At 40.2% G+C, this 23,814-nt stretch carries 21 protein-coding genes and 2 pseudogenes; 16 read left to right on the top strand and 7 right to left on the bottom strand.

The window, feature by feature from the left end:
* Positions 1 to 40: 40 nt before the first annotated feature.
* Positions 41 to 337: a hypothetical protein gene (locus tag AC4CU3_RS17830; RefSeq protein ID WP_004760992.1), complete on the bottom strand. Its 297-nt coding sequence runs from the start codon at positions 335 to 337 to the stop codon at positions 41 to 43.
* 148 nt (positions 338 to 485) lie between these two features.
* On the opposite strand from AC4CU3_RS17830, the gene AC4CU3_RS17825 reads away from it, so the two are divergent.
* Together AC4CU3_RS17825 and AC4CU3_RS17820 are read left to right on the top strand one after the other, a co-directional pair.
* The gene (locus tag AC4CU3_RS17825; protein WP_004663993.1) at positions 486 to 1,166 is read left to right on the top strand and encodes a heavy metal response regulator transcription factor; all 681 of its coding nucleotides are present in this window, start codon (positions 486 to 488) and stop codon (positions 1,164 to 1,166) included.
* Complete coding sequence (locus tag AC4CU3_RS17820) at positions 1,159 to 2,559, top strand: heavy metal sensor histidine kinase (protein WP_279044746.1); 1,401 nt, start codon at positions 1,159 to 1,161, stop codon at positions 2,557 to 2,559. Before AC4CU3_RS17825 ends, AC4CU3_RS17820 begins: the two co-directional genes overlap by 8 nt.
* 38 nt (positions 2,560 to 2,597) lie before the next feature.
* Here the strand turns inward: AC4CU3_RS17820 and AC4CU3_RS17815 are convergent, their stop codons facing one another.
* From AC4CU3_RS17815 to AC4CU3_RS17795, 5 genes are read right to left on the bottom strand one after another with little or no spacing between them, the layout of a single operon-like run.
* Positions 2,598 to 3,881 (bottom strand): MgtC/SapB family protein, encoded by a 1,284-nt coding sequence (locus AC4CU3_RS17815; RefSeq protein WP_279044744.1) that lies wholly within the window; start codon positions 3,879 to 3,881, stop codon positions 2,598 to 2,600.
* Positions 3,878 to 6,253: a heavy metal translocating P-type ATPase gene (locus AC4CU3_RS17810; RefSeq protein ID WP_171265361.1), complete on the bottom strand. Its 2,376-nt coding sequence runs from the start codon at positions 6,251 to 6,253 to the stop codon at positions 3,878 to 3,880. Before AC4CU3_RS17810 ends, AC4CU3_RS17815 begins: the two co-directional genes overlap by 4 nt.
* Before the next feature lie 11 nt (positions 6,254 to 6,264).
* A complete protein-coding gene (locus AC4CU3_RS17805; RefSeq protein WP_171265360.1) occupies positions 6,265 to 6,915 on the bottom strand; it encodes a methyltransferase family protein in 651 nt (216 codons plus the stop codon).
* Entirely contained in the window at positions 6,912 to 7,181 is a 270-nt protein-coding gene (locus AC4CU3_RS17800) for a DUF2933 domain-containing protein (RefSeq protein ID WP_005407413.1), read from the bottom strand. The genes AC4CU3_RS17805 and AC4CU3_RS17800 overlap by 4 nt, the downstream gene beginning before the upstream one ends.
* Positions 7,182 to 7,209: 28 nt before the next feature.
* Entirely contained in the window at positions 7,210 to 7,641 is a 432-nt protein-coding gene (locus tag AC4CU3_RS17795) for a hypothetical protein (protein WP_171265359.1), read from the bottom strand.
* A 364-nt stretch (positions 7,642 to 8,005) separates the two neighbouring features.
* On the opposite strand from AC4CU3_RS17795, the gene AC4CU3_RS17790 reads away from it, so the two are divergent.
* The 14 genes and pseudogenes from AC4CU3_RS17790 (at position 8,006) to AC4CU3_RS17725 (ending at position 22,845) form a co-directional block, all read left to right on the top strand.
* Positions 8,006 to 8,386, top strand: a complete 381-nt coding sequence (locus tag AC4CU3_RS17790; RefSeq protein WP_005403756.1) for a copper resistance CopC family protein — start codon at positions 8,006 to 8,008, stop codon at positions 8,384 to 8,386.
* A 64-nt stretch (positions 8,387 to 8,450) separates the two neighbouring features.
* A complete protein-coding gene (locus AC4CU3_RS17785; RefSeq protein ID WP_279044735.1) occupies positions 8,451 to 9,332 on the top strand; it encodes a copper resistance D family protein in 882 nt (293 codons plus the stop codon).
* A 467-nt stretch (positions 9,333 to 9,799) separates the two neighbouring features.
* Positions 9,800 to 9,994: a heavy-metal-associated domain-containing protein gene (locus AC4CU3_RS17780; protein WP_004281879.1), complete on the top strand. Its 195-nt coding sequence runs from the start codon at positions 9,800 to 9,802 to the stop codon at positions 9,992 to 9,994.
* Positions 9,995 to 10,172: 178 nt separating this feature from the next.
* Entirely contained in the window at positions 10,173 to 12,650 is a 2,478-nt protein-coding gene (locus AC4CU3_RS17775) for a heavy metal translocating P-type ATPase (protein ID WP_279044731.1), read from the top strand.
* A gap of 272 nt (positions 12,651 to 12,922) precedes the next feature.
* Positions 12,923 to 13,366, top strand: a complete 444-nt coding sequence (locus tag AC4CU3_RS17770) for a hypothetical protein (protein WP_005248669.1) — start codon at positions 12,923 to 12,925, stop codon at positions 13,364 to 13,366.
* 47 nt (positions 13,367 to 13,413) lie between these two features.
* Positions 13,414 to 14,613 (top strand): TolC family protein, encoded by a 1,200-nt coding sequence (locus AC4CU3_RS17765; RefSeq protein WP_112987543.1) that lies wholly within the window; start codon positions 13,414 to 13,416, stop codon positions 14,611 to 14,613.
* 11 nt (positions 14,614 to 14,624) lie between these two features.
* Positions 14,625 to 16,100 carry an efflux RND transporter periplasmic adaptor subunit gene (locus AC4CU3_RS17760; protein WP_191109919.1) on the top strand — a complete coding sequence of 492 codons (1,476 nt, stop codon included), beginning with the start codon at positions 14,625 to 14,627 and terminating at the stop codon, positions 16,098 to 16,100.
* Between the two features lie 12 nt (positions 16,101 to 16,112).
* Positions 16,113 to 19,241: an efflux RND transporter permease subunit gene (locus AC4CU3_RS17755; protein WP_125318497.1), complete on the top strand. Its 3,129-nt coding sequence runs from the start codon at positions 16,113 to 16,115 to the stop codon at positions 19,239 to 19,241.
* Between the two features lie 11 nt (positions 19,242 to 19,252).
* Positions 19,253 to 19,660 (top strand): hypothetical protein, encoded by a 408-nt coding sequence (locus AC4CU3_RS17750; protein WP_201949746.1) that lies wholly within the window; start codon positions 19,253 to 19,255, stop codon positions 19,658 to 19,660.
* A gap of 5 nt (positions 19,661 to 19,665) precedes the next feature.
* A complete protein-coding gene (locus AC4CU3_RS17745) occupies positions 19,666 to 20,379 on the top strand; it encodes a HupE/UreJ family protein (RefSeq protein ID WP_005248674.1) in 714 nt (237 codons plus the stop codon).
* Positions 20,380 to 20,390: 11 nt separating this feature from the next.
* Positions 20,391 to 20,607: pseudogene (locus tag AC4CU3_RS17740) on the top strand (transmembrane anchor protein); the annotation flags it as partial.
* A gap of 83 nt (positions 20,608 to 20,690) precedes the next feature.
* Positions 20,691 to 21,029: pseudogene (locus AC4CU3_RS17735) on the top strand (transmembrane anchor protein); the annotation flags it as partial.
* Between the two features lie 83 nt (positions 21,030 to 21,112).
* Positions 21,113 to 22,420 (top strand): MFS transporter, encoded by a 1,308-nt coding sequence (locus AC4CU3_RS17730; RefSeq protein WP_279044710.1) that lies wholly within the window; start codon positions 21,113 to 21,115, stop codon positions 22,418 to 22,420.
* The gene (locus AC4CU3_RS17725; RefSeq protein WP_034438676.1) at positions 22,417 to 22,845 is read left to right on the top strand and encodes a YqaA family protein; all 429 of its coding nucleotides are present in this window, start codon (positions 22,417 to 22,419) and stop codon (positions 22,843 to 22,845) included. Before AC4CU3_RS17730 ends, AC4CU3_RS17725 begins: the two co-directional genes overlap by 4 nt.
* Positions 22,846 to 23,006: 161 nt before the next feature.
* On the opposite strand, the gene AC4CU3_RS17720 is transcribed toward AC4CU3_RS17725, so the two are convergent.
* Entirely contained in the window at positions 23,007 to 23,603 is a 597-nt protein-coding gene (locus tag AC4CU3_RS17720; RefSeq protein WP_005092546.1) for a DUF411 domain-containing protein, read from the bottom strand.
* Positions 23,604 to 23,814 lie beyond the last annotated feature (211 nt).

Raw genomic sequence — 23,814 nt, 5'->3', positions numbered from 1 at the left:
TAGTATAAACTTTAATACTTCTTTCTCGCTATTTATAAAATTATTTATTGCTACCAGGCATATTCATCTTTGAATGATCCATTTTAGAATGGTCCATATTCATCATGGAATGATCCATTTTTGACATGTCAGATGAGTTAGGAGACTGATGTTGACTATGATCTTGCTGAGTCTTGTCATCTTTTTCCATTTTACAAGGTTTTGTACAAGGTTTCTGTGCTTTTACCGTTTTAGTGGCACTTGAGGTTGATACATCTTTTGCCCAAGATTGAGTACCAGCAATTAAAGTTCCAGCACACATTAAAATTGTTAGACTACGACGCACTACAGTTTTCATAAGTTTCTCTAAAAGTTAATTTCTTGCTACTACACTAAAGTGAAGCACTGAACATCTAAGTGACTTGAAAATGACATTTTTGTAATCTATCTCGATCAGATGTTTTATAACGTTATTATAGTTTTAATGAATAACTTAGGATTCTGAGATGAGAATACTATTAGTTGAAGATGAACAAAAAACTGGTGACTATCTCAAGCAAGGTTTATCCGAAGCTGGCTATATTACGGACTGGGTTACAGATGGGTTAACGGGTAAACATCAAGCTCTTTCTGAAGAGTATGACTTAATTATTTTAGACGTGATGTTACCTGGACTAAATGGTTGGAATATTATCAATGATATTCGTAGCAGCGGTAAAACAATGCCCATTCTTTTTCTTACCGCCCGAGATCAAATCGAAGATCGAGTAAAAGGATTAGAGCTAGGCGCTGATGATTATTTAGTTAAGCCTTTTGCTTTTGCAGAGCTTCTAGCTCGAATAAAAACGCTCCTTAGACGAGGGCAACAAAGAGAAGATAATAATATTATTAAGATTGCTGATTTAGAACTTGATTTGAGAAAACGTCGGGTAACGCGAGCGGGTCAACGCATTGATCTGACGGCTAAAGAATTTGCGCTTATGGAGCTTTTTATGCGTAGAAGAGGTGAAATTCTACCAAGAGCACTGATTGCATCTCAAATTTGGGATATGAATTTTGATAGTGATACGAATGTCGTTGAAGTCGCTATTAAACGATTAAGAAGTAAAGTTGACAGTAACTTTACTCCCAAATTAATTCAGAATATTCGAGGAATGGGGTATGTATTAGAGGTAGAAGATGAATAATAAATTATTCAAATCTATCAGTTTTCGTATTGGTATTATTTTCTCATTATCGACTATATGCATTCTCATTATGATGGGGTTTTTCATCCATAAATTAGTGATGCATCATTTTGAAACTCAAGACCGTACCCAATTAGAAGGTAAAATCCAGCTTATTCAGAATCTTCTCCAACAGCATCCTAAAAATTCTCCAGAACTTAATCTTTATTTAAGAGATGCGTTAGTTGGACACCATGATCTTATGGTCCAAATAGAACGACCGACAGGCCAAATTTTATTTAGTTCAGCATCCTCAATCATTAATACTCAAAATTTAATCAAGTCAGCAAATAATTCATGGATTAAATGGCAAGTTCAAAATAAGACCTATCGTGGCATGATCTACACTACAGGTATAAATAGAAATTCTGAAATACAATCTGTACGAATTATTGTTGGGATCGATACAGCAGAACATCTACATTTTCTAAAAGATTTTAAGCGTCAACTTTTGTATATTGGTTTGGCTGGTACAATTTGTTTAATGTTTTTAGGTTGGTTTGCAACCTGGAGAGGTTTAAGACCCGTGCAAAAAATGGCTAAGGTCGCACAAGGAATTTCTGCTCAACATCTTTCAGAACGTTTAGAAGTTGAGCATACACCAACCGAACTAAAATCATTGGCAATCGCCTTCAATGCTATGCTGGACAGACTAGAGTCAGCTTTAGAAAAACTTTCCGATTTTTCATCTGATTTAGCACATGAAATTAGAACACCGATTAATAATTTAATGACCCAAACTCAAGTATGTCTCGCCCGTAACCGAGATATTGGTACTTATCAAGAAATACTATTTTCTAATTTAGAAGAATTTGAACGTTTGGCTCGAATGGTGTCCGATATGCTTTTCTTGGCAAAAGCAGAACATGACTTAAATTTACAGAACTTACAGAATATTGACCTCATTAAAGAAGTTACCGCTTTATTTGATTTCTATGACGCTCTAGCTGCCGAAAAAAATATGACACTTCAACAAACAGGATCTGGCAATGTAAAAGGTGATCCTGCTATGTTACGTCGCGCACTCAGCAACCTATTGTCTAATGCAGTTAAATATGGAAACAAGAATTCTACAATACAGATAAAACTTCAACAGAATTTAGATAACACAATATTTTCAATTGAAAATGAAGGCCCTGAACTCTCTCCTGAACAACTATCCAGATTATTTGATCGTTTTTATCGAACAGATGCGTCTAGACAAAGAACAGAAGAAGGAACCGGCTTAGGGCTTGCCATAACAAAATCTATTCTTGATATGCTTGGGGCGACCATCCAGGCTGAATCCCTCAATGGTCGAATCATTTTTACCATTGTTTTTCAAAGTGAATCCATGCAAGGGGAATCATTTTAACTCATTTTTTGAACCTCTTCCATTTACCCGAGTTGACCTTACATAAAGCTCAAACTGAGAGCCAGAGCTACGCCAGCACCTATCATGGCAATTGTGTAGCTAAATATGATAGCTCGGCCAAACTGTGCCCCCCCTGTCATCCATGCAATTGTCGCTTTGCTTAACATGTTGCTCAGTGTGGCCAGCCCTAGCGCGACAGCAGCCACATTTGTTGTTAAGCCTTCAGTACTATGCAGGCGGGCAAGTGAGACTAAAATAGCATCTACGTCTGCTAGCCCAGAAATAGTCGATAATACGAAGATGCCGCTGGTGCCCAACCATTGTTTTGCTGCCGGGACCAAGACTGCCATGACAGCCAGGAAAGCAGCGAAGCTGAATGCTGTCCCAAGATCAAAAGGAGCCATTGCTTCTATTGTTCGATCGTTGTTTTCAGCGCTGGTAATTTGGCGTTGTCTCCACAATGCCATACCCAGCAGAAGGATTCCCGCAATCATCATTGCACCACCAAAAGTGCTTAGCAATGCTGGCTCAATGACGCCTATCAGCACAACCATACGAAAAAACATGATGCCACAGGCAGCCAATGTTCCAGAAATAGCAGCACTGACCATGACGGGGTGCTGGCGTGTATAGCGTGCCAGTGCGACAGTTGCAGCTGTAGAAGATGCCAAACCACCCAATAGACCTGTCCAGAGTATGCCTCTTTCTGAACCGGTGAGCCGCATGGCAAAATGACCTGCCAGAGAGAGTCCGGCAATCAGGATCACTGCCCACCATAACTGGTAAGGATTTAATGCAGCAAAAGGTCCCATACCCGTATTGGGTAAGTAAGGTAATATAACGACAGAAAGTACCAGTAACTGTAGAGATGCGGTTAATTCACGATGTTCGATCAAGCGTAACCAACCATGTAAGGTTGGCTTGAGATCCAAAAATACAGCCACGATGACAGCCGCTGTTAATGCTAAAGTAACATTACCATGGGATGCATATGCACCTAGAACTAATGTCAACAGCATCGCGATCGTCGTGGTAGCGCTTAAATTACCGGAAATTTTTGCGGTACGCGCGTAGGATACCGTAAGTAAAAGGGAAAGCCCTAATACGGCTGCGACTAGTGGCCAAGGCCCAAAGTTTGGCTGTAGATGACCCAGCACTCCTCCGAGTAATCCTGTCAATGTGAAGGTACGTAGGCCTGCTACTCGGCTGCCTTCTGGCAGTTCACGATCATTCCATCCTCGTTCTAAACCAATGAGCAGGCCGATGGCAAGTGCTGCAATCAGGCCTGATACATCTGGTGGAAGAAAAAGACTCTCTATCATAACTTTTTATGTCGCAGGCGAAGGGCATTGGTGATGACTGAAGCTGAACTAAAACTCATCGCCAAGGCCGCAATCATGGGTGACAATAACCAACCGGTAAATGGATAGAGTACGCCAGCTGCGATTGGGATACCCAAGGCATTGTAAAGGAAAGCAAACATGAGGTTCTGTTTCATGTTGCTGACAGTAGCTTCCGAGAGTGAACGGGCAACCGAGATACCGCGTAAATCTCCCTTGACCAAGGTAACTTGAGCACTATTCATTGCGACATCAGTCCCGGTACCCATAGCGATACCGACATCAGCCTTGGCTAGTGCTGGTGCATCATTGATTCCATCGCCGGCCATTGCCACGATGCGACCTTCCTTCTGCAATTTGCTGACCAGTTCTAGTTTATCTGCGGGTTTAACTTCACCATGTACCTCATCAATACCCAGACGTGCTGCGACTGAACGGGCAGTGGTGAGACCATCTCCTGTTGCCATCACGATACGTAGTCCAGCTTCCTTCAGGGTGGCAAGTGCTTCAGGGGTACTTTTTTTGATGGGATCGGATACTGCAAGCAGGCCGGCCAATTCACCATTGATGGCTAGATGCATCACACTTGCACCTTCTGAACGCAGCTCTTCGGCTTGCGGAATCAGAGATTGTACCGAGATACCTAATTGCTCCATCAGTGCTGTGTTGCCCAAAGCTAACTGACGATCGCCCACTTGACCTCGAACACCAATCCCTGAGCCTGATTCAAAATTATCTGGTGTTTCAAGAGACAGGCCACGTTCGTGTGCTGCATTTACAATCGCTTCGGCTAGCGGGTGTTCACTGCCTTGATCAAGACTGGCGGCTAAACGTAATACTTCAGATTCATCGAAACCTGATGCGGCAACCACACGATCGAATACAGGGCGTCCTTCGGTCAACGTACCTGTTTTATCGATGATTAGTGTGTCAATCTTGCGCAGATTCTCAATGGCTGCTGCATCGCGGAACAACACACCATGAGTAGCACCTTGACCCGTTGCAACCATGATAGACATTGGAGTTGCCAAGCCTAGTGCACAAGGACAGGCAATAATGAGTACTGCCACAGCATTGATTAATGCATAAACCCAGCTCGACTCTTCTGGGCCGAACAGTCCCCATCCAAAGAAGGTAAGCAAGGCAATGGCTACTACAGCCATGACAAACCAACCTGCAACCTGATCAGCCATGCGTTGCATTGGGGCTCTTGAGCGTTGAGCTTGCGCCACCATCTGTACGATCTGAGACAACATGGTACTTGAACCAATTTTCTCTGAACGCATGATTAGGGAACCATTGGTATTCAGGGTAGCACCAATGACTTTATCACCGATGCGTTTAGTGATCGGTAAAGGTTCACCTGTCAGCATAGATTCATCCAATGAACTGCTTCCTTCAGTGATTACACCATCCACAGGCACTTTTTCACCTGGGCGAATTCTGAGTAAATCTCCTACATGGACATGCGTTAGAGGAACATCTTCTTCAGTTCCATCAGGCAGGATTCGGCGAGCTGTTTTAGGAGCGAGCCCAAGGAGTGACTTAATTGCAGCAGAAGTTTGCGAACGTGCTTTTAACTCCAATATTTGTCCCAGTAGGGTCAATGAAATGATGACCGCTGAAGCTTCAAAGTAAACAGCGACACGACCCATGGAAATAAATGAGTCTGGGAAGATTTGCGGTGCAATGGTTGCGACCACACTATAAATAAATGCAGCTCCAGTGCCCAAACCAATCAGCGTCCACATGTTCGGGCTGCGATTCACAACCGATTGCCAACCCCGGGAAAAAAATGGCCAACCTGCCCACAGTACGATCGGCAGTGACAACACTAATTCAATCCAGCTCTGAACCGCCATGTCGAATAGGTTCAGTTGATGGCCAAACATTGCCAAAAAAGTCACGACTATGGTGAGTGGCAGTGTCCACCAGAAGCGTCGACGGAAATCACGTAACTCAGGATTCTCATCTTCCTCTAACTCGGGAATGAGTGGTTCCAGTGTCATTCCGCATTTAGGACAGTTTCCAGGATGATCCTGTCTAATTTCTGGATGCATTGGGCATGTATAGATGGTCGTACCTGTTGTGCTTGCATCATTAACGGATTGAGTAGTCTGATGATGCTGTGTATGTGCATCGGCAGTCGTCGTTGCGGGTTTAGCGATATATTGCACCGGGCTGCTATGAAACTTTGATTGACATTTATCACTGCAAAAAAAGTAAGTTTTCCCCTTAAATTCCTCATGGTATTTCGATTCTTCAGTGACGGTCATACCACAGACTGGGTCTTTCAGTACGTCTGTTGTAGCCTGTGCCATATGGTCCTGGTTATGATTTTTTTGATCTGACATAAATAATTCTCTTATGGAAAAGTGGTTTTATGGCCGAATTCTGGAATAAATCTCGGAGTCTGTTGAGCATAGCTGTCATAGACAGCGCCAAACTGTTTACTCATTTCAGCCTCTTCCTTAATTGCCAAGCGGCTGTACATTAAGAGTAAGATTGGAAACATAATCAGTGTCAGTAAAGTTGGCCATTGCAATAAAAACCCCAGCAAGATCATTACAAAAGCTACGTATTGCGGGTGGCGTATGCGCGCATAGGGTCCGCTTACTGCCAATTGGTGATGACGTTGTGCGTGGTACAACACCTGCCATGCTTTTGATAGTAAATAGAAACCATAGCCCAAAAAAATATAACTCGCGATGTGCAGAATGCCAAAATGTGGATCACCCTTTTCACCCAGTAGCGTTGACCATAAGTGACCTGAGTTATGCGACAGCAAATCAAGTTCAGGAAAGCGAGTTTGTAGCCAGCCTGACAACAGGTAAATGGTTAAAGGGAAACCATACATCTCGACAAACAATGCAATGATGAAAGCAGAGAAAGCGCTAAAAGTACGCCAGTCTCGTGCTGTGGCGGGTTTAAAAAAACTGAAGGCAAACATAATGAAAATTGCCGAATTTATGATGACGAGCCACCACAGACCATAGGCTGATTCCGCATGATTCATGATGGATCTCCTGGTTCGCGCGATTTTTTATTATCTGATGGGTCTGATTTTTTCTGTTGATGGTGATGTCCATGACCACCATGCATAAAAATATGCATGAGTGGACAAGCTAAAAGGAGTAAAAAGGGTAAAAAACCAACGACATGGGCCAAATGCTCGGTTAAGAGAAAATAGGCTGCCACACCACCAAGCACTAATAGACCGATGGCATAACGTGTAGACCAAAAGTTAGGTACTGAATTATGTTCTTGAGGTTGATGGTTCATGGTGCTTCCCTCTCTAATTCATGGGTAATTATTTAGTTGTGGAGGGAGGCATACAGTCCATCATCATTTGCATCATGGATTGCATCATGTTCATACGTTTTTCCATCATTTGCTGACGGTCAGCCATATTTGCATTCATGCTTTGGCTGCCCATCTGTTTCATCATACTCATACCTCCTTGCATGAGTTTCATGTGCTCAGCCATAAGTTTCTGACGTTCTTGTGGGGTTTTTGCAGCCATCATCTTCTCATGCATGGCTTGCATCGCCTTCATGTGCTGGTCCATTGCAGCCATTTTGTCTGGATTCATCGTGCCAGTAGTTGTCTTTTTAACAGTGACTGTGGATGGAGGAGTATTTTCTGGGTGATGCGTTTTATGCTCTTCAGGATTTTGGGCTAATGCACCTAGAGCGGCAGTGGTTATACAAAGTGCGAGTAAAGTTTGGCGGATATAAGTCATGATATTTTCCTTCCATCAGTTGATCAGCCGATACAACCTTTAAATGAATGAAGCAAACAAATAGAGAGAGGTATTTTTCATTTATTTGCTCCACTCATTCTTTTGATGAAGTTGATCGCTGGTTATGCCACCGGTGTTTTACTTAGGTGGTAGCTGGTTATAGTCAATTTTTTTATTTCTATTGAATAATTTTATCACTTGAGTCTATTGATTTTTAAAAATGACAAAAATGTAATTTTGAAGTCATCACTCTGTTTCTGTCTCTCACTTATAATTGAAATATAAGAGGAGATGATGTGGTCTCATTAAATACAGATTTTATAAAGTCATCTCTAATGAACTAACGAATCAAGAGGAAACGTAAATGAAATTATTTCAAAATAAAATGACTGCTCTACGTCATGTTTTAGTAGCTGCAACGATGATTGTGGCTACTACAACTACGTTCGCTCATGTGAGTTTAGTGAGTGCGATTCCTGCGGAAAATGCATCTGTCCTTAGTCAACCAAAGAACTTGACCCTTAACTTTGGTACAGAGGTTATGTTGATGAATATTAAGTTACTGGATGCTCAGCGAAGAGATGTTCCTTTAAAATATAAAGTTACTCATGACTTAAAGAAATCCTTTGATGTCGCTCTTCCGAAACTGAAAAAAGGTAAATATACCGTTGTCTGGACAACAATGGGGAAAGATGGCCACAACATGAATGGTGAATATAGTTTCACTATCAAATCAACTAAATAAGAATTGATTACCTTTCAACATGTCAGTGAGGTGCTGACATGTTGTTCTAGAATGGACAAAAATAATGATTTCTGAATATTGGATGTGGGCCACTTGGTTAACTAAGGTTATTTTATATTTAAGTTTAGCTTTTGTCGTTGGTGGAGCCTTTTGCTATTTTTTACTTAGACAATATCTTGAACTAAAAGAATCGATTCTTAAATATATTACAATTGGCGCTGGATTAGGCCTAATTTCCAGTACCTTGGGATTTTTTATTCTGATTGGTAGTTTTGCCAATACTGGTATTACAGGGATGGTGGACCCCACGTATATTAATATATTGGTTAATACTCCGACGGGGTATATATACGTTCTTCGTTCTATTAGTTTTGCTCTTTTACTTCTTCTCATGGTGGTTAAAGTTAACAGGAACAAAGGTCAGTTTTCTATAATTGAAAGTTCAATATTTTGTGTTTTACTTCTCCCGATTATTTTTAGTTTTTCCCAGCTCGGACATGTCGCTAATTTAACCTTACTTGCTCAAATTTTATTATCAATCCATATTCTAGTTATGTCGTTATGGATGGGGTCTTTATATCCGTTATGGAAAACCAGCCGGGAAATAAGTGGTTTACCTTTAAAAGATCGCATGCATGTATTTGGACGTATTGCTGCTTTCATTGTTGGGATATTAATCGCCTGTGGCGCTAGTGTAGCTCTTCTTTTAATTAAAGATTTTAATACCTTAATCAATACTGCATATGGCTATGGTTTCATGGTTAAAATGTTTTTTGTTATAGGTATTCTACTTTTAGCTGCCTTCAACAAATGGTATTTCACCCCGCGTCTTCAACATCCTCAATTCGCTAAACATCTTAGTCATGCCATTTTATTTGAGATGTTATTAGGTCTATCAATTCTATTAACAACAGGCTATATAACCACTGTCGTGGGTATTGAATAAGAGAATTTCAAAATAAGGGAATTGAGGAAATTTAACATTACTGCATTTATCTTTTGTAGCTGAGCAATAAAGTTTCTACTGGACTGTCAACTTACGACAATCAGAACAGTAAAATCGCATCATGAGGCATTATACATAAAGGTAGTCACCGGTTTTTAGCTTATCTTCAACCCATAACGGTCTCATCTATTCAGTTCACTACCATTGATTGAAACAACTAATCTTATAAATTTCAGAGTGATCGTAGATGACAAAAATGTCATTTTAAAGTCACATTAATGTTGGTTAAGTACTTTTACTGTAGTCATTAGAACGCTATGCTTTAGAATACTCTGATGAAAACTATGGATGTAAACAGACCAAGTTACAGCAAGTAACTGATTCAGAGAAAGGCTGGTTGTATGGTGAAAGTTTAGAGTTACTGTTCTAATGTTTTAAACAAATGTTTTGTTAAAAAGGAGCAACATATGAAATTTCACATCGCTAATATGACTTGTGGTGGTTGTGCACGCGGCATTACTACCGCAATTAAAGAGCTCGACTCGAATGCCTCACTCGATATTGATTTACAAAACCGTATTGTTGAAATCAACACAACGGTGAGTCAGGATCAAGTCATTGCCACTCTCAGTGAGCGTGGATTTACAGCTGATCCTGCTTAATCTCTGTTAGAGTAACAGTGGGAATTCCTTACCACTTTTACTCTCTCTTATTTTCCTCATCGTACAGATAAAACCTGTACTTGCTTGAAATAAAAGTAATCCCTGAATTCCCCCTAATCTTGGTTCGAGCTGATCTTCGCATATAGAACTCAGCATATCTAAATGATAGAGATCGTATATGAGTACCGAAATGACTGATACGCCACACTACAGTGAAACATTAGAGATTGAGGGGATGACATGTGCTTCTTGTGTAGGCCGTGTGGAAAAAGCTTTAAAATCTGTTGAGGGTGTTGAATCGGCTCATGTAAATCTGGCTACCGAAAAAGCAGTCATTTATGCGCATCGTCCCCTTGATCGTTCTAGTTTAATTAAAGTTGTAGAAAAAGCTGGATACGAAGTGGAAACTCTGCAACCGATAGAGCTTACGATTGAAGGGATGTCATGTGCTTCCTGTGTAGGTCGAGTAGAAAAAGCCTTAAAATCTGTTGAGGGGGTGGAATCAGCTCATGTAAATCTGGCAACCGAAAAAGCGACTATTCAGGCAAGCTCATCTGTCACTCGTGACTCGTTAATTCAGGCTGTCACCAAAGCAGGGTTTGAAGCAAAGTCAGTTCATCAAACTACGGAAAGCTTTCAAGATAAAAAGAATATTGAATTAGAAAAACTTAAAAAAGATTTAATTTTGTCAGTCCTATTGACTCTACCCGTTTTTATTTTAGAAATGGGATCACACCTGATTCCCGCCTTTCATACGTTTATGATGGATAACATTGGCCAACAAAATAGCTGGTTAATGCAATTTTTCTTGACCACAGTAGCATTAATTTTTCCAGGCCGACGCTTCTTCAAAAAGGGCATCCCAAGTTTATTCCGCTTAGCACCAGACATGAATTCCTTGGTGGCTGTAGGAACATTGGCTGCTTATCTTTATTCAGTGGTTGCTACTTTCTTTCCAAGTGTCCTGCCACAAGGCACGGTCAATGTTTATTATGAAGCTGCAGCGGTTATTATCACTTTAATTCTATTAGGTAGATTTTTTGAAGCCAAGGCAAAAGGCCGAACGTCTTTAGCAATTCAACATCTAGTTGGAATGCAGCCTAAAGTTGCCAGAATACAGCTCAATAATCAGGTGATAGAAGTTCCGATTGCCGAAGTTCAAACAGGAACGATTGTAGAGATTAGACCAGGCGAGCGTATCCCTGTCGATGGTGAAGTTATTCACGGCCAAAGTTTTATTGATGAATCCATGATTACTGGCGAGCCTATGCCCGTTGAAAAAACGATAGGCTCTACTGTGGTAGGAGGAACAATTAACCAAAGTGGCAGCTTAAATATCAAAGCCACCTCTGTTGGTAGTTCATCAGTGCTTTCTCAAATCATCCGAATGGTTGAACAGGCACAGGGTTCCAAGCTGCCTATTCAGGCATTGGTTGATAAAATTACCATGTGGTTTGTACCTGTAGTAATGGGTCTCTCTCTTTTAACTTTTATTACTTGGTTTATCTTCGGCCCTGAGCCAGCCCTAACGTTTAGCTTAGTTAATGCAGTTGCGGTACTCATTATTGCATGTCCTTGTGCAATGGGACTTGCAACGCCTACATCAATCATGGTGGGAACTGGGCGTGGTGCTGAAATGGGTGTTTTATTCCGTAAAGGGGAAGCTTTGCAGCTGCTCAAAGAAACTAAAGTGGTTGCTGTTGATAAAACAGGGACCCTGACTGAAGGGAAACCAATTTTAACCGATCTGCATGTCTTAGAAGGGTTTGAATACAATGCCGTACTTTCACTTATGGCAGCCGTTGAATCAAAGTCTGAGCATCCTATTGCTCGAGCAATTGTACAAGCCGCTATAGATAAGGAATTAATCCTGTCTCCTGTTGCTGATTTTAAATCAGTGACCGGCTACGGAATAGAAGCGAAGGTTTCTGAGCATTTGGTTCATATTGGTGCAGATCGATATATGGAAAAACTAGGTTTGAATCCTACTGTTTTTTCTCAATTTTCGGATCGTTTGGGAGAAGAAGGAAAAACCCCTCTCTATGTTGCGATTGACCAGAAACTTGCTGCCATTATTGCTGTAGCAGATCCAATTAAAGAATCAACATTTGCTGCAATTGAAGCGTTACATCAGTTAGGTTTAAAGGTTGCCATGATTACAGGTGATAACCGTCATACAGCTCAAGCGATTGCAAAAAAACTAGGTATTGATGAGGTTATTGCTGAAGTCTTACCTGAAGGTAAAATAGAGGCCGTTAAAAAATTAAAAAATCAATATGGTAAACTCGCATATGTTGGAGATGGCATTAATGATGCCCCTGCACTTGCAGAAGCAGATATTGGCTTAGCGATAGGTACAGGTACAGACGTAGCTATTGAAGCTGCTGATGTGGTTTTGATGTCTGGCAATCTGAAAGGAGTGCCGAATGCTATCGCTTTAAGCAAAGCGACTATAAGCAATATTCGTGAAAATTTATTTTGGGCATTTGTTTACAATGCAGCTCTGATTCCTATTGCAGCTGGTGTACTTTATCCGCAATTTGGACTGCTACTTTCTCCTGTATTTGCTGCAGGTGCAATGGCGCTCTCGTCAATATTTGTACTAGGAAATGCTTTACGATTAAAACGTTTTAAAACCCCCCTTGCAATTATTTAACCATTTTTTATATACATTTAAAGTCTTGTTGGCTTCACTTTATATATTTGGAAATGAGATCCTTATTACAGGCATAACAACAGTAGTGGGTATTGAATAAGATAATTCCAAAATAAGGTTGTTGAGGAAATCAAACATTAGAGTACTTATCTTTGGTAGCTTACTCATACCTTTTTCTAAAAATAATACAAATAGTTTTTATCTTAGGTAACAATTTACTTTTGAAGTTCTATTCAGTATACTTTCTGCGAATCTCGAGATGATTTTTTCGTATGCCACATAATAAGTTCTCAAAACTTATTCTTGCGTTTGTCCTGTTTTTGTTTGCGATAACAACAACGGGAGCTTACACATGGGCGCCAGTTATAGCTAAAAATCTTGACCATCATCATGATGTGACTATCTCAGTTGAAACAGACAGTTCCAGCCAATGGTCTCTTATTCATCATGCTGAAGAGCAAGTCTTAGAAGATACTAAAAATCACAACTGGACCAGTTATGATGAAGCACCTTTTCATCATTCTACTAAGCCTATTCAAGCTGATGATCAAATTACAATTGATCCAGTTTTTCTCTTAAGTTTTTCCCTCCCGCTCATTCTGCTTTTCCTGAGTCTTTTTGAACGACCCGTTCGATCCTATGCACTTAGGAAAAGGATAGAATATCTTTGTAATTCCTATATATTTACAAAAGGTTTAATTGTTCTAAGAAATTGATTTTTCTGTACAAAAAATAATTTCCATTTTTTTGTATAGGTAAAGTCATGTCTAAAAAATATCAGATATTTCTTGCCTGTGGTTTAGTAGCAGCAACGACTCGATTATTTGCAGCATCTGATTACGTTCAGCTACAACAACAGGTAATTTCAAACGATTCAATTTTGAAGAGTTTGCAACAGTCTCAACACGCATATGCCATAAATCAGAAATATGCCGGTAGACTTAATAATCCTACGTTTAATCTTGAATTAGACAATTTAGGTAATTCAGACCTTAAAGATCTTGATGGGCCAACGACTATGATTGGTTTGTCCCAGGATATTCCTCTCAATAATAAACGCGCTTTGCGTAGGCAGTTGGCAGGGTTTCAAGGGAATAATAACCAATTTGAGGCATTGAAGCGTCAGGCTGAATTAAAAGCCGATTTCCGTGTTTGTATGTCAAATTGGTATGCGGCTTCAAAACGGGTAGAAATTTATTCTACCGAAAGCAAGATGAACGCGAGACAAGCCCATGTTCTGAATGAAAAATTGAAGTTTGGCAGAGTAATTCCATCTGATGTTCAATTGAGTTCAGCTTTATCGTCTGAATCAAAACTACGTTATCAGAACGAAGTGAAGAAAGTTCAATTTCAAAAAAATCTGTGTTCCAAATTCATATCTGTATTACCTGATCAAGCAATAGAAGTTCCTTTAAGCATTAACTTTGCCGATAAAGTGAGCTTATCTGAACAAGAAGCCTTGCTTAAAACTCAACTGGCTAAAACCCAGTATGAATTAGCTAAAAAAGAAGCCGTGCCAGATATTACGCTGGGTTTAGGGGTAAGGAACTATCAGGAGACCAATGATCAAGTTTTCTTAGTTTCTACATCTATTCCCCTATCTGTTTTTAATCGAAATAAGGGGAGCATTGCACTTGCACAAGCGGAGCAAGTACATGCAGAAACTCGTTCTATTCTCGTAAACCGTAACTCCAAAATTGAATTAGAAAATAAGTCTATTGAAGTATCGAACCTGATTGATTCGATCAAAAATTATGATCAGTCCATACTTCCTGCCACCAAAGAAAGTTTGAGAATTGCTGAAATGGGGTATCAGGCAGGAAAAATTTCTTTACTTGAATTCAATACTATTAAGCAAATTTGGTTGGATAAACATCTCGCTCGATTCGATTTGTGGTTGGCTTTGCAAAATCAAATTGCAGAGGTTGAACGAAATTATGTGACCAATTTAGATCAAGAATAAGGCCTGAAAATATGAATAAACCAACCAATACTTTAATTACTACAGGTGTTATCGCTTTATTAGTCGTTTTATGTGCAATCGCTTGGTACAAAACGGGAAATAAAGCCGAAACTTCAAGTCAGAGTGAAGCGGCTGAAGAAAAAGTTGCTGTAGCAGGAGATGAAAAAGGCCCGCATGGGGGCCGTTTATATCGCGATGGTGATTTTGCTGCTGAAGTCAAAATCTTCGAGGAAGGGGTAGAGCCTCATTTACGGGTGTATGGCTACTTTAAAGATAAGCCATTAAAACCAGAAGAGATTAGTGCCAATATTTTTATCCAGCGTCTTGATGCAGAACAAACCATATCATTTAAGCCTGAAAGCGATTATCTGATTGGGAATGAAATTGTCTATGAGCCACATTCATTCTTGATGGTGATCAATGTTGATTATCAAGGTAAAAAACATACTTGGAAATGGGATACCAAAGAGGGACGAGTCACTATGCTTGATAGCAGTATCAAGAGCAGTGGTTTGGAACTTTTAAAAGTTGAACCCATGATGTTTGAAAATGCACTCGAACTCAAAGGTGAACTGAAATTTCCTGATAATTTTGAAAGTTTTATTACCCCTAAAGCGAGCGGAACATTAATAAAAACGTACCGTTCAATTGGCGATCAAGTGAATCAGGGGGATCTTTTGGCGACTGTACAAAGTCCGGATTTAATTCGTCTTAATGCGGAACGTACTCTTGCATTGGATACCTTACAATTTGCCCGTAAAAAGATGGAGCAGGAACGAGCTTTATTCCAAAAGCGTGTTTCACCTGAAATTGATTACATCAATGCCAAACGTGAATTTGAAAATACTCAGACTAGGGCTAATGAACTCAATAGTTTAATCAGCTCTTATGGAGGTGCGGGTAATGGAACAATTGAAGTCAGAGCCGCAATGTCAGGTACGATTTTACAAGTGCTTGGAGCAGTTGGTTCTAATGTAACGCCATCATCTCCATTGTTCAAAATAGCTAATACATCTCAGTTGCTTGCTGTGGTTAATGTACCAGCAGATAAATTAGATGCTATAAATCCAAACAATAAAGTAACTGTTAAGCCTCAAACTCAAACAGGCACAGAAGAAGCGTTGGGACGTATCAAATATATCAGTGATGTGATTGATCCAAAAACACGAACTGCGCAAGTCTTTATTGAAATTCCAAACCAGTTTAAATGGCGTTCAGGGCAGTTAATCACTGCACAAATCTTTGAAAACCAGAGCATGAAACCGATGGTTGTCCGTGAAGATGCTTTGCAAAACTTCCGTGATTGGGATGTGGTGTTTATTCGTGTCGGGAATGACTTTGAAGCACGTCCTCTAGAGTTAGGCGATAAATTTAATGGTTTTGTTGAAGTTAAATCTGGTCTAAAAGCAGGGCAGATTTATGCAGCAGGTAATTCTTATTTATTAAAAGCAGAGCTGGGTAAATCTGGCGCTACTCATGATCATTAAGGAGTAGCGTTTATGTTTGACCAAATTGTAAAGCTCTCGATAAAGAATCGTTGGCTGGTACTGATCATTTTCCTATTCATAGGGGCATTTGGCGTTTACAACTATTTTAAACTGCCAATTGATGCTGTACCCGATATTACCAACGTACAAGTTCAAATTAACAGTGAGGCCCAGGGCTTATCTCCAACCGAGATGGAATCCCAGGTCACCTACCCCATTGAAACGGCTTTGGCTGGTATTCCTAATCTGGACTATACCCGATCAGTATCCAGATACGGCTTATCTCAAGTGACTGCGATTTTTAAGGAAGGCACGGACATTTACTTTGCCCGTCAGCTAGTGAATGAAAAGTTGCAAGGGGTTACACCAAGTCTTCCAGGAGGTATATCGACTTCTATGGGTCCTGTTTCTACAGGACTTGGCGAAATCTTCATGTACACGGTGGAAAATGCAAAAAACAACCCGACTCCACTTTCACCGACTGAATTGCGAACACTTCAGGATTGGGTGATCAAGCCTCAGCTTCGAAATGTCGAAGGTGTGAATGAAATCAATACGATTGGTGGCTATTTAAAACAATTTGTTGTACAGCCCGACTATGCGTATTTACGAAGTATTGGTCTAGATCAAAAGACTATTTTGGATGCTATTTCTAAAAATAGCATGAATAAAGGTTCAGGCTATATTGAGAAGAATGGTGAGCAGTACTTGATACGTTCTGATTCTCAAATCAGTTCGATTGAACAAATTCAGAATATTCCGATCACCACAAGCAATGGTTATATTTTGCGTTTAAAAGATGTAGCTAAGATTTCTATTGGACATGAACTCCGTACAGGTGCTGCAACAAAAGATGGCCAGGAAATCGTGCTGGGTACAGCTTTTATGCTGATTGGAGAAAACTCTCGTAATGTCGCTCATGCAGTAGATCAAAAATTACAGCAAGTCCAAAAGTCTTTACCTGAAGGTGTTGAAGCCAAAGCAGTATATAACCGTACGACATTAGTTGATGCCACGATTGAAACCGTGAAGAAGAATTTGCTCGAAGGTGCAATTCTGGTCATTGTCGTGTTGTTCATTTTTCTGGGTCATTTCCGTGCTGCACTGATTACCGCAATGGTGATACCACTGTCTATGCTGATGACCATAACAGGTATGGTGAATCAGAAAATTAGTGCAAATTTAATGAGCTTAGGGGCTTTGGACTTCGGGATCATTGTAGATGGTGCCGTGGTAATTGTTGAAGCCTCACTTGCCAAATTGGCGATGAAGCAGAAAGAATTAGGACGAATACTCACCCGTCAAGAACGATTCACGACGGTTTTTGAAGCGACTAAGGAATCACGAAAAGCCATTCTCTATGGTCAGTTGATCATCATCTTGGTGTATTTGCCGATCATGACTTTGACTGGTGTAGAAGGAAAGATGTTCACGCCTATGGCAATGACCGTAGTGATGGCATTGGTTGCCGCTATGCTTCTATCGATTACATTTGTACCTGCAATGGTGGCTTTAGTGACCGCAGGTAAAATCAAAGATGAAGAGTCTAGAATTGTTTACTTCATTAAAAAGATTTATAACCCGGTCTTAGATTGGTCATTGAATCATAGGTACAAGCTGATTGCTTTTGTAGCTGTATTCTTTGTATTTAGTGCAAGCCTTTCAACACGATTGGGGTCTGAATTTATTCCCTCTTTAGATGAAGGTGATGTGGCATTACATGCGCTGCGTATACCGGGCACGTCCTTAACTCAAGCGGTCGAAATGCAATATGCGCTTGAGAAAGAAATCAAGAAAATCCCTGAGGTTCAAACGATATTTGCCAAAGTCGGTACGGCTGAGATTGCAACTGATCCGGTGCCACCAAACGTAGCTGATAATTTTGTCATATTGAAACCACGCGATCAGTGGCCAGATCCCGATAAAGAAAAATCCGCTATCGTTGCTGAAATTGAACGTGTTTCTAAAAGTGTATATGGAAACAACTATGAGTTCACTCAACCGATTCAAATGCGATTTAACGAACTTATTTCAGGTGTCCGTACTGACGTTGCTGTAAAAATTTACGGAGATGATTTAGAGCAGCTTTTGGAATTAGGGAATGGTGTTGCAGATGTACTTGAAGGTGTGAACGGTACAGCTGACTTGAAAGTTGAACAGATGTCGGGACTGCCAATGGTGTCTGTTGAACTCAAAAAAGACATGATTGCGAACTATGGGCTAGATGCAGAAGATGTGCAAAAGCACGTTTCTAATCTAATCACGGGTGAAACAGCAGGTAAAGTATTTGAGGGTGATCGTAAGTTCGATATTGTTGTGCGGATGGATCAAAACTCAGTAACTGACCTGGAAAAACTGTATCAAATTCCTGTCAATTTGCCTGATGGTTCAAGTGTATTGTTGTCCGAATTGATTGAATTGAAGAATATTCAAGGACCCAACCAAATTTCTCGTGAAAATGGTAAACGTCGTATTGTGATCACGGCAAATGTGCGTGGTACTGATATCGGTAGTTACATTGCTGATGCACAATCAAAATTAAACTCTGATTTCCAAATGCCAGAAGGGTATTGGCTCACTTGGGGCGGTACTTTTGAACAAATGGAGTCAGCCTCTAATCGACTTATGATTGTTGTACCCATCGCTTTGATTTTGATATTTGCAATGATTTATATGGCCTTAGGCAATATCAGAAATAGTGTGCTGGTCTTTACTGGTGTGCCTTTTGCATTAACGGGTGGAGTCATTGCTTTAGCCCTCCGTGATATTCCTTTCTCTATCTCAGCTGCTGTTGGTTTTATTGCTTTATCGGGTGTTGCAGTACTCAATGGTTTGGTACTCGTATCGGCTATTCAGAGATTGCGTGATCAGGGCGAAGGGCTGATTGATGCAGTAAAACATGGTGCATTAGAACGTTTGCGGCCAGTGCTGATTACTGCACTAGTTGCCTCTTTGGGCTTTATTCCTATGGCTTTAAACGTGGGGATTGGTTCAGAAGTACAGCGTCCAATTGCAACCGTTGTTATAGGGGGAATTATTTCCTCAACGCTACTTACCTTGATTATTCTGCCCACCCTGTATGTTTGGTTTAACCAAGCTCGTCAGAAAAAATCTGACGATTTCGCTGAGCAGAACGGGTAGAGAAGTTCAATATGATGGCAATAGTGCAAGATTCAAAAATGAGATATGTGATGATGTGGCTGGTTTGCATCATCAGTCTTGCACTATGTCTGCATTCTAACGAGCATGCGACTGAAACGAGTCTTCAAGAGCATGCCTATGTAGATGTGATTCACACTCATCATCATGAGGTAAATCAGCAACATTCACATCATCATCATGAGGTAAATCAGCAACATTCACATCATCATCAAGATACCTATTACGAACATTTTTCTAATGTTGCATCTCTCAAAGAAATAGCACTCATCTTGCTTCTGTTAGGTGCGCAAATATTTGACCGTACGCAGAAATACGCTCTATTGCTTGCAAGTCGTATTTTTAAACCTCCAAAAAAAATCATGAGTTTTTTGAACCATTTTTTAATTTTTGGAGTTTGATTTAGATGCAAATTATTGATTCACATTATGTGAAGCTCAAAACCTATTTAAAGCTGTTGATTGCTTTAGGTATGGTCTTGATAAGTCCTGCACTTTTTGCTCATGGAGTTGCAGAGGGTGACAAAGGCTATATACAGGAAATCTACGGTGTTCATGTGATCCCCTTTATTTATCTGGGCGCCAAACACATGGTTACAGGTTATGACCATTTATTATTTCTGGTCGGTATTATTTTCTTCTTATACCGTATGAAAGATATTGGTTTGTATGTCAGCCTGTTCGCCATCGGTCATTCAGTTACCATGCTGATAGGGGTGTATTACAACATTTCGATGAATGCATACATTATTGATGCAATCATTGGTTTTTCTATTGTTTATAAAGCTTTAGATAATTTAGGTGCTTATCAGCGCTGGTTTGGATTCCAGCCCAATACAAAAATTGCCACGCTGATTTTTGGTTTGATTCACGGCTTTGGTTTAGCTGTAAAAATTCAGGAATATGAAGTGCCAGATGATGGCCTGCTTGCGAATCTGATCTCATTCAACATCGGGGTCGAATTAGGGCAACTCATGGCATTAGCCATCATTTTACTGCTTATGACGATGTGGAGAAAAACTCCTTATTTCTTCAGAACAGCATATCAAAGCAATGTCTTCTTGATGTTCCTTGGTTTTCTACTTGTTGGCTACCAACTCACTGGCTTCATTACTCAATAAGGATCTAAATTATGTTTAACGCTGAAATTCCAAAAGATGTTGAATTACCCTCTTCAAAAAAACTGATCAAATCAACTGTTATTGCGGCGGTGAGCGCCATTGTTGTTCTTGTGACTTGGGTAATGCCAGCCGAATACGCTATTGACCCTACTGGTGTCGGTAAAGTTTTGGGTTTAACCAAAATGGGTGAAATTAAGCAATCTTTAGCGGCTGAATCAGTGAATGGTATGGGAGAGAGCTCTCAGATCCCTTCAGTAACTACTGCTAATAGTTCGGTTGCTCAGGCTGCTGTACCAGATGAGAGCTCAAATACAATGCCCGCTATTAAGAAAGAATCGATCTCTATCGAATTAAAACCTAACCAGGCAACCGAAGTTAAGTTGGCTATGCCCAAAGATGCAAGTGTAACCTTTGATTGGAAATCATCAGGTGGTGGTCTGAACTATGACACGCATGGTGATCCTGTAAATGCACCAAAAGATTTCTATCATGGATACGGTAAAGGTAAAAATGAAACTGAGCAATCTGGCACATTGACCGCTGCATTTGACGGAAAGCATGGCTGGTTCTGGCGAAACAGAACAGAAAATCCAGTGACTGTAACTTTGAATATTGAAGGTCATTTCAGTGAAATGAAAAAGGTCTTTTAATTTGTAAAATTCCAGATGAGGGCTAAGCCTCATCTGGAACCTGTATGGCATAAAAGTTAGGTTCTAAATAAGGAGTCCCTAAAATGCTAGAAGTATTAAAAAACACAACATATCGGCATTTGTTCTTAGCCCAAGTCATCGCTTTGATTGGTACTGGACTCATTACTATTGCTCTAGCTTTACAGGCTTATGACATCGCAAAAGAGCAAGCAGCCCAAGTCCTGGGTATTGCCTTGGCGATTAAAATGATTGCTTATATTAGTGTCGCACCCATTGCCTCCGCATTTGCAGAAAGATTACCGAGAAAAAAAGTTTTGGTAGGGTTGGATGTCATTCGAGCCTTAACCGCATTGTGTCTGCCTTTCGTGACTCAAATCTGGCAAATCTATATTTTGATCTTTATTCTTCAGTCTGCCTCAGCTGCTTTTACCCCCACATTTCAAGCCATGATTCCTGATGTATTGCCCATAGAAGAAGAGTATACAAACGCGCTGTCTCTATCACGATTGGCCTACGACCTAGAAAATATTATAAGTCCAATGCTGGCAGGCTTGTTACTCACTGTGATGAGTTATCACAACTTGTTTTTGGGAACTGTGGTTGGATTTATTGGTTCGGCACTATTTGTAGTCAGTGCAAAATTACCAAATGCGAAAATGCCGGAGTTTATCGGGGTATATAACCGAATCAAACAAGGCGCAAAAATATATTTCAGAACACCCCGCCTAAAAGCCTTACTCGCTTTAAATCTGGCTATTGCTTCAGCCAGTGCGGTTGTCATTGTCAATACGGTTTTTTTAGTTCAAACGACATTTGAATTAACTGAACAGGCGACTACTTGGGCATTTGGTTTATTTGGATTAGGCTCAATGCTTGCTGCATTTGCATTACCAAAAATATTAGATAAATTGAATGATAGAACTGTCATGCTTTCAGGCACTGTGGTTCTCGTCGTTGGATTGCTGAGTGGCTACTTTATTTCTACCTATGCTTGGTTATTAGCACTTTGGTTTATATTAGGCATTGGTTATTCGGTTTCTCAAACACCCACTGGACGTCTTATTAGAAAATCTGCCTCAAGTGAAAACCGGGCAGCACTATTTGCAGCTCAATTTGCATTTTCCCATGCTTGTTGGTTAATCACTTATCCATTAGTGGGCTGGTTAAGTACAAACTTTGGAACATTGATTACTTTTGTGCCTATGGCATTCATTGCCCTCGTATCCATGGTCGTCGCATTTGTTCTCTGGCCCCAAAAAGATGATTTAGTTCTAGAGCATACTCATCCTGATTTACCGCAGGATCACGAGCATTTATTGCAGCACAATCATAAAGGTAAGCATGAGCATGAATTTATGATTGATAGCTATCACCAGCACTGGCCTAAATAGTGGCTTATATTTTTTTATTCTTAAGTGCATTTGGGGCAGCAACATTACTGCCTCTTCAATCAGAATCTGTATTGGCAGGAATGCTAATATTGGGAGAATATTCACCGGTTTTACTTATAGGTGTGGCAACGCTAGGGAATGTATTAGGTTCATGCGTGCATTGGTGGTTGGGAGTACAAGTTGAGAAATACAAAGAGAAGAAATGGTTTCCTGTGTCTGAAGAAAAGCTATTAAAAGCACAGAACCTATATGGGCGTTATGGTTCACCTCTACTGCTATTAAGCTGGGTTCCAGTGATCGGTGATCCCATTACCCTGGTCAGTGGAATGCTTAAGGAGAAATTTTATAAGTTCCTTTTTTTAGTTTTGATGGCTAAATTTTCCCGTTATATTTTTATATATTTGATTTATTTAAAAATGGTCTAAGCCATGTTGACTACTTTTTTTGTTATGATAGCGCTTTTTTAAAGGGCTGCGTAACTTCAGTCAATAACTTACTCAATCTGCTGTAATATTATATGAGAGCCACGTCCTATAGCCGGACGTGACCCAATCAGTGTTACCTAGCGCTGTACTGGCTAATATCTTCAATATTGTTCGTTTGCTTGTTTAATACTAGCATAAGGCGCGGTACTACCGTCTTTTTTTATCAGCATAATAGTATAAGGACTGAATTGATCACCCTTTTCCATGCCTGGACTACCCATTGGCATACCCGGTGTGGCTAGACCAATAGCGTCTTTGGGCGGGTTTTGTAGGAACTTATCCATATACTTGACCGGCACATGACCCTCAAACACATAACCGTCTTGGCTTATGATGGTATGGCAAGAGTACATTGACGTTGGTAATTGATGCTGCGCTTTGATCGCTGTAACTGCCTCATTACTGGTGACTTTTTCAACAATCATCACACCGTAGGATTTAGCATGCTCAATCCAACTATGACAACAGCCACAGTTCGGGTCGCGATGTACCGTTAACGTATTGTTTTTCAATGTATCTGAGATTTGAGTTTGAACGTTAGGAATGGTGGTTATCGCCTGACGCTGCTGAGTTGTTTGAGGCGTTGAGGCGATGGTATCTGTTTGACTATTTTTCTCGACTTGATTGCCACAAGCGACCAAAGATAACGCTGATAAGCTGACGAGGATTGAAAATTTAATAGAATATTTATTTGACATGATAATCTCTATTGATAAGTTGGTTTCAGCTCAAACGTGACGGGTAACGCTAAAATCACTGGTTAATCTGTAACTTTGAAATCACTAAATGAGTAAATGCCAAAACCTTATGCTTGGCATTTATAATTAGGACTTACGCAAAAAGCATAAAATTTTGCGAAAGCGGATAAAAATATAGTAGCATAAAGAGATGAAGAAAAAAGTGTGGGGC

It is taken from the genome of Acinetobacter sp. 802_lipA (assembly GCF_058242885.1).
Note: the sequence above shows the minus strand (reverse complement) of the source record. Positions and strands in the feature narration are given on the sequence as shown.

Coding starts and splice junctions, on each gene's coding strand:
- AC4CU3_RS17830 (WP_004760992.1), bottom strand. CDS start 337: ATGAAAACTGTAGTGCGTCGTAGTCTAACAATTTTAATGTGTGCTGGA.
- AC4CU3_RS17745 (WP_005248674.1), top strand. CDS start 19,666: ATGCAAATTATTGATTCACATTATGTGAAGCTCAAAACCTATTTAAAG.
- AC4CU3_RS17795 (WP_171265359.1), bottom strand. CDS start 7,641: ATGACTTATATCCGCCAAACTTTACTCGCACTTTGTATAACCACTGCC.
- AC4CU3_RS17765 (WP_112987543.1), top strand. CDS start 13,414: ATGTCTAAAAAATATCAGATATTTCTTGCCTGTGGTTTAGTAGCAGCA.
- AC4CU3_RS17770 (WP_005248669.1), top strand. CDS start 12,923: ATGCCACATAATAAGTTCTCAAAACTTATTCTTGCGTTTGTCCTGTTT.
- AC4CU3_RS17805 (WP_171265360.1), bottom strand. CDS start 6,915: ATGAATCATGCGGAATCAGCCTATGGTCTGTGGTGGCTCGTCATCATA.
- AC4CU3_RS17775 (WP_279044731.1), top strand. CDS start 10,173: ATGAGTACCGAAATGACTGATACGCCACACTACAGTGAAACATTAGAG.
- AC4CU3_RS17815 (WP_279044744.1), bottom strand. CDS start 3,881: ATGATAGAGAGTCTTTTTCTTCCACCAGATGTATCAGGCCTGATTGCA.
- AC4CU3_RS17780 (WP_004281879.1), top strand. CDS start 9,800: ATGAAATTTCACATCGCTAATATGACTTGTGGTGGTTGTGCACGCGGC.
- AC4CU3_RS17825 (WP_004663993.1), top strand. CDS start 486: ATGAGAATACTATTAGTTGAAGATGAACAAAAAACTGGTGACTATCTC.
- AC4CU3_RS17720 (WP_005092546.1), bottom strand. CDS start 23,603: ATGTCAAATAAATATTCTATTAAATTTTCAATCCTCGTCAGCTTATCA.
- AC4CU3_RS17750 (WP_201949746.1), top strand. CDS start 19,253: ATGATGGCAATAGTGCAAGATTCAAAAATGAGATATGTGATGATGTGG.
- AC4CU3_RS17820 (WP_279044746.1), top strand. CDS start 1,159: ATGAATAATAAATTATTCAAATCTATCAGTTTTCGTATTGGTATTATT.
- AC4CU3_RS17755 (WP_125318497.1), top strand. CDS start 16,113: ATGTTTGACCAAATTGTAAAGCTCTCGATAAAGAATCGTTGGCTGGTA.
- AC4CU3_RS17730 (WP_279044710.1), top strand. CDS start 21,113: ATGCTAGAAGTATTAAAAAACACAACATATCGGCATTTGTTCTTAGCC.
- AC4CU3_RS17790 (WP_005403756.1), top strand. CDS start 8,006: ATGAAATTATTTCAAAATAAAATGACTGCTCTACGTCATGTTTTAGTA.
- AC4CU3_RS17810 (WP_171265361.1), bottom strand. CDS start 6,253: ATGTCAGATCAAAAAAATCATAACCAGGACCATATGGCACAGGCTACA.
- AC4CU3_RS17785 (WP_279044735.1), top strand. CDS start 8,451: ATGATTTCTGAATATTGGATGTGGGCCACTTGGTTAACTAAGGTTATT.
- AC4CU3_RS17760 (WP_191109919.1), top strand. CDS start 14,625: ATGAATAAACCAACCAATACTTTAATTACTACAGGTGTTATCGCTTTA.
- AC4CU3_RS17800 (WP_005407413.1), bottom strand. CDS start 7,181: ATGAACCATCAACCTCAAGAACATAATTCAGTACCTAACTTTTGGTCT.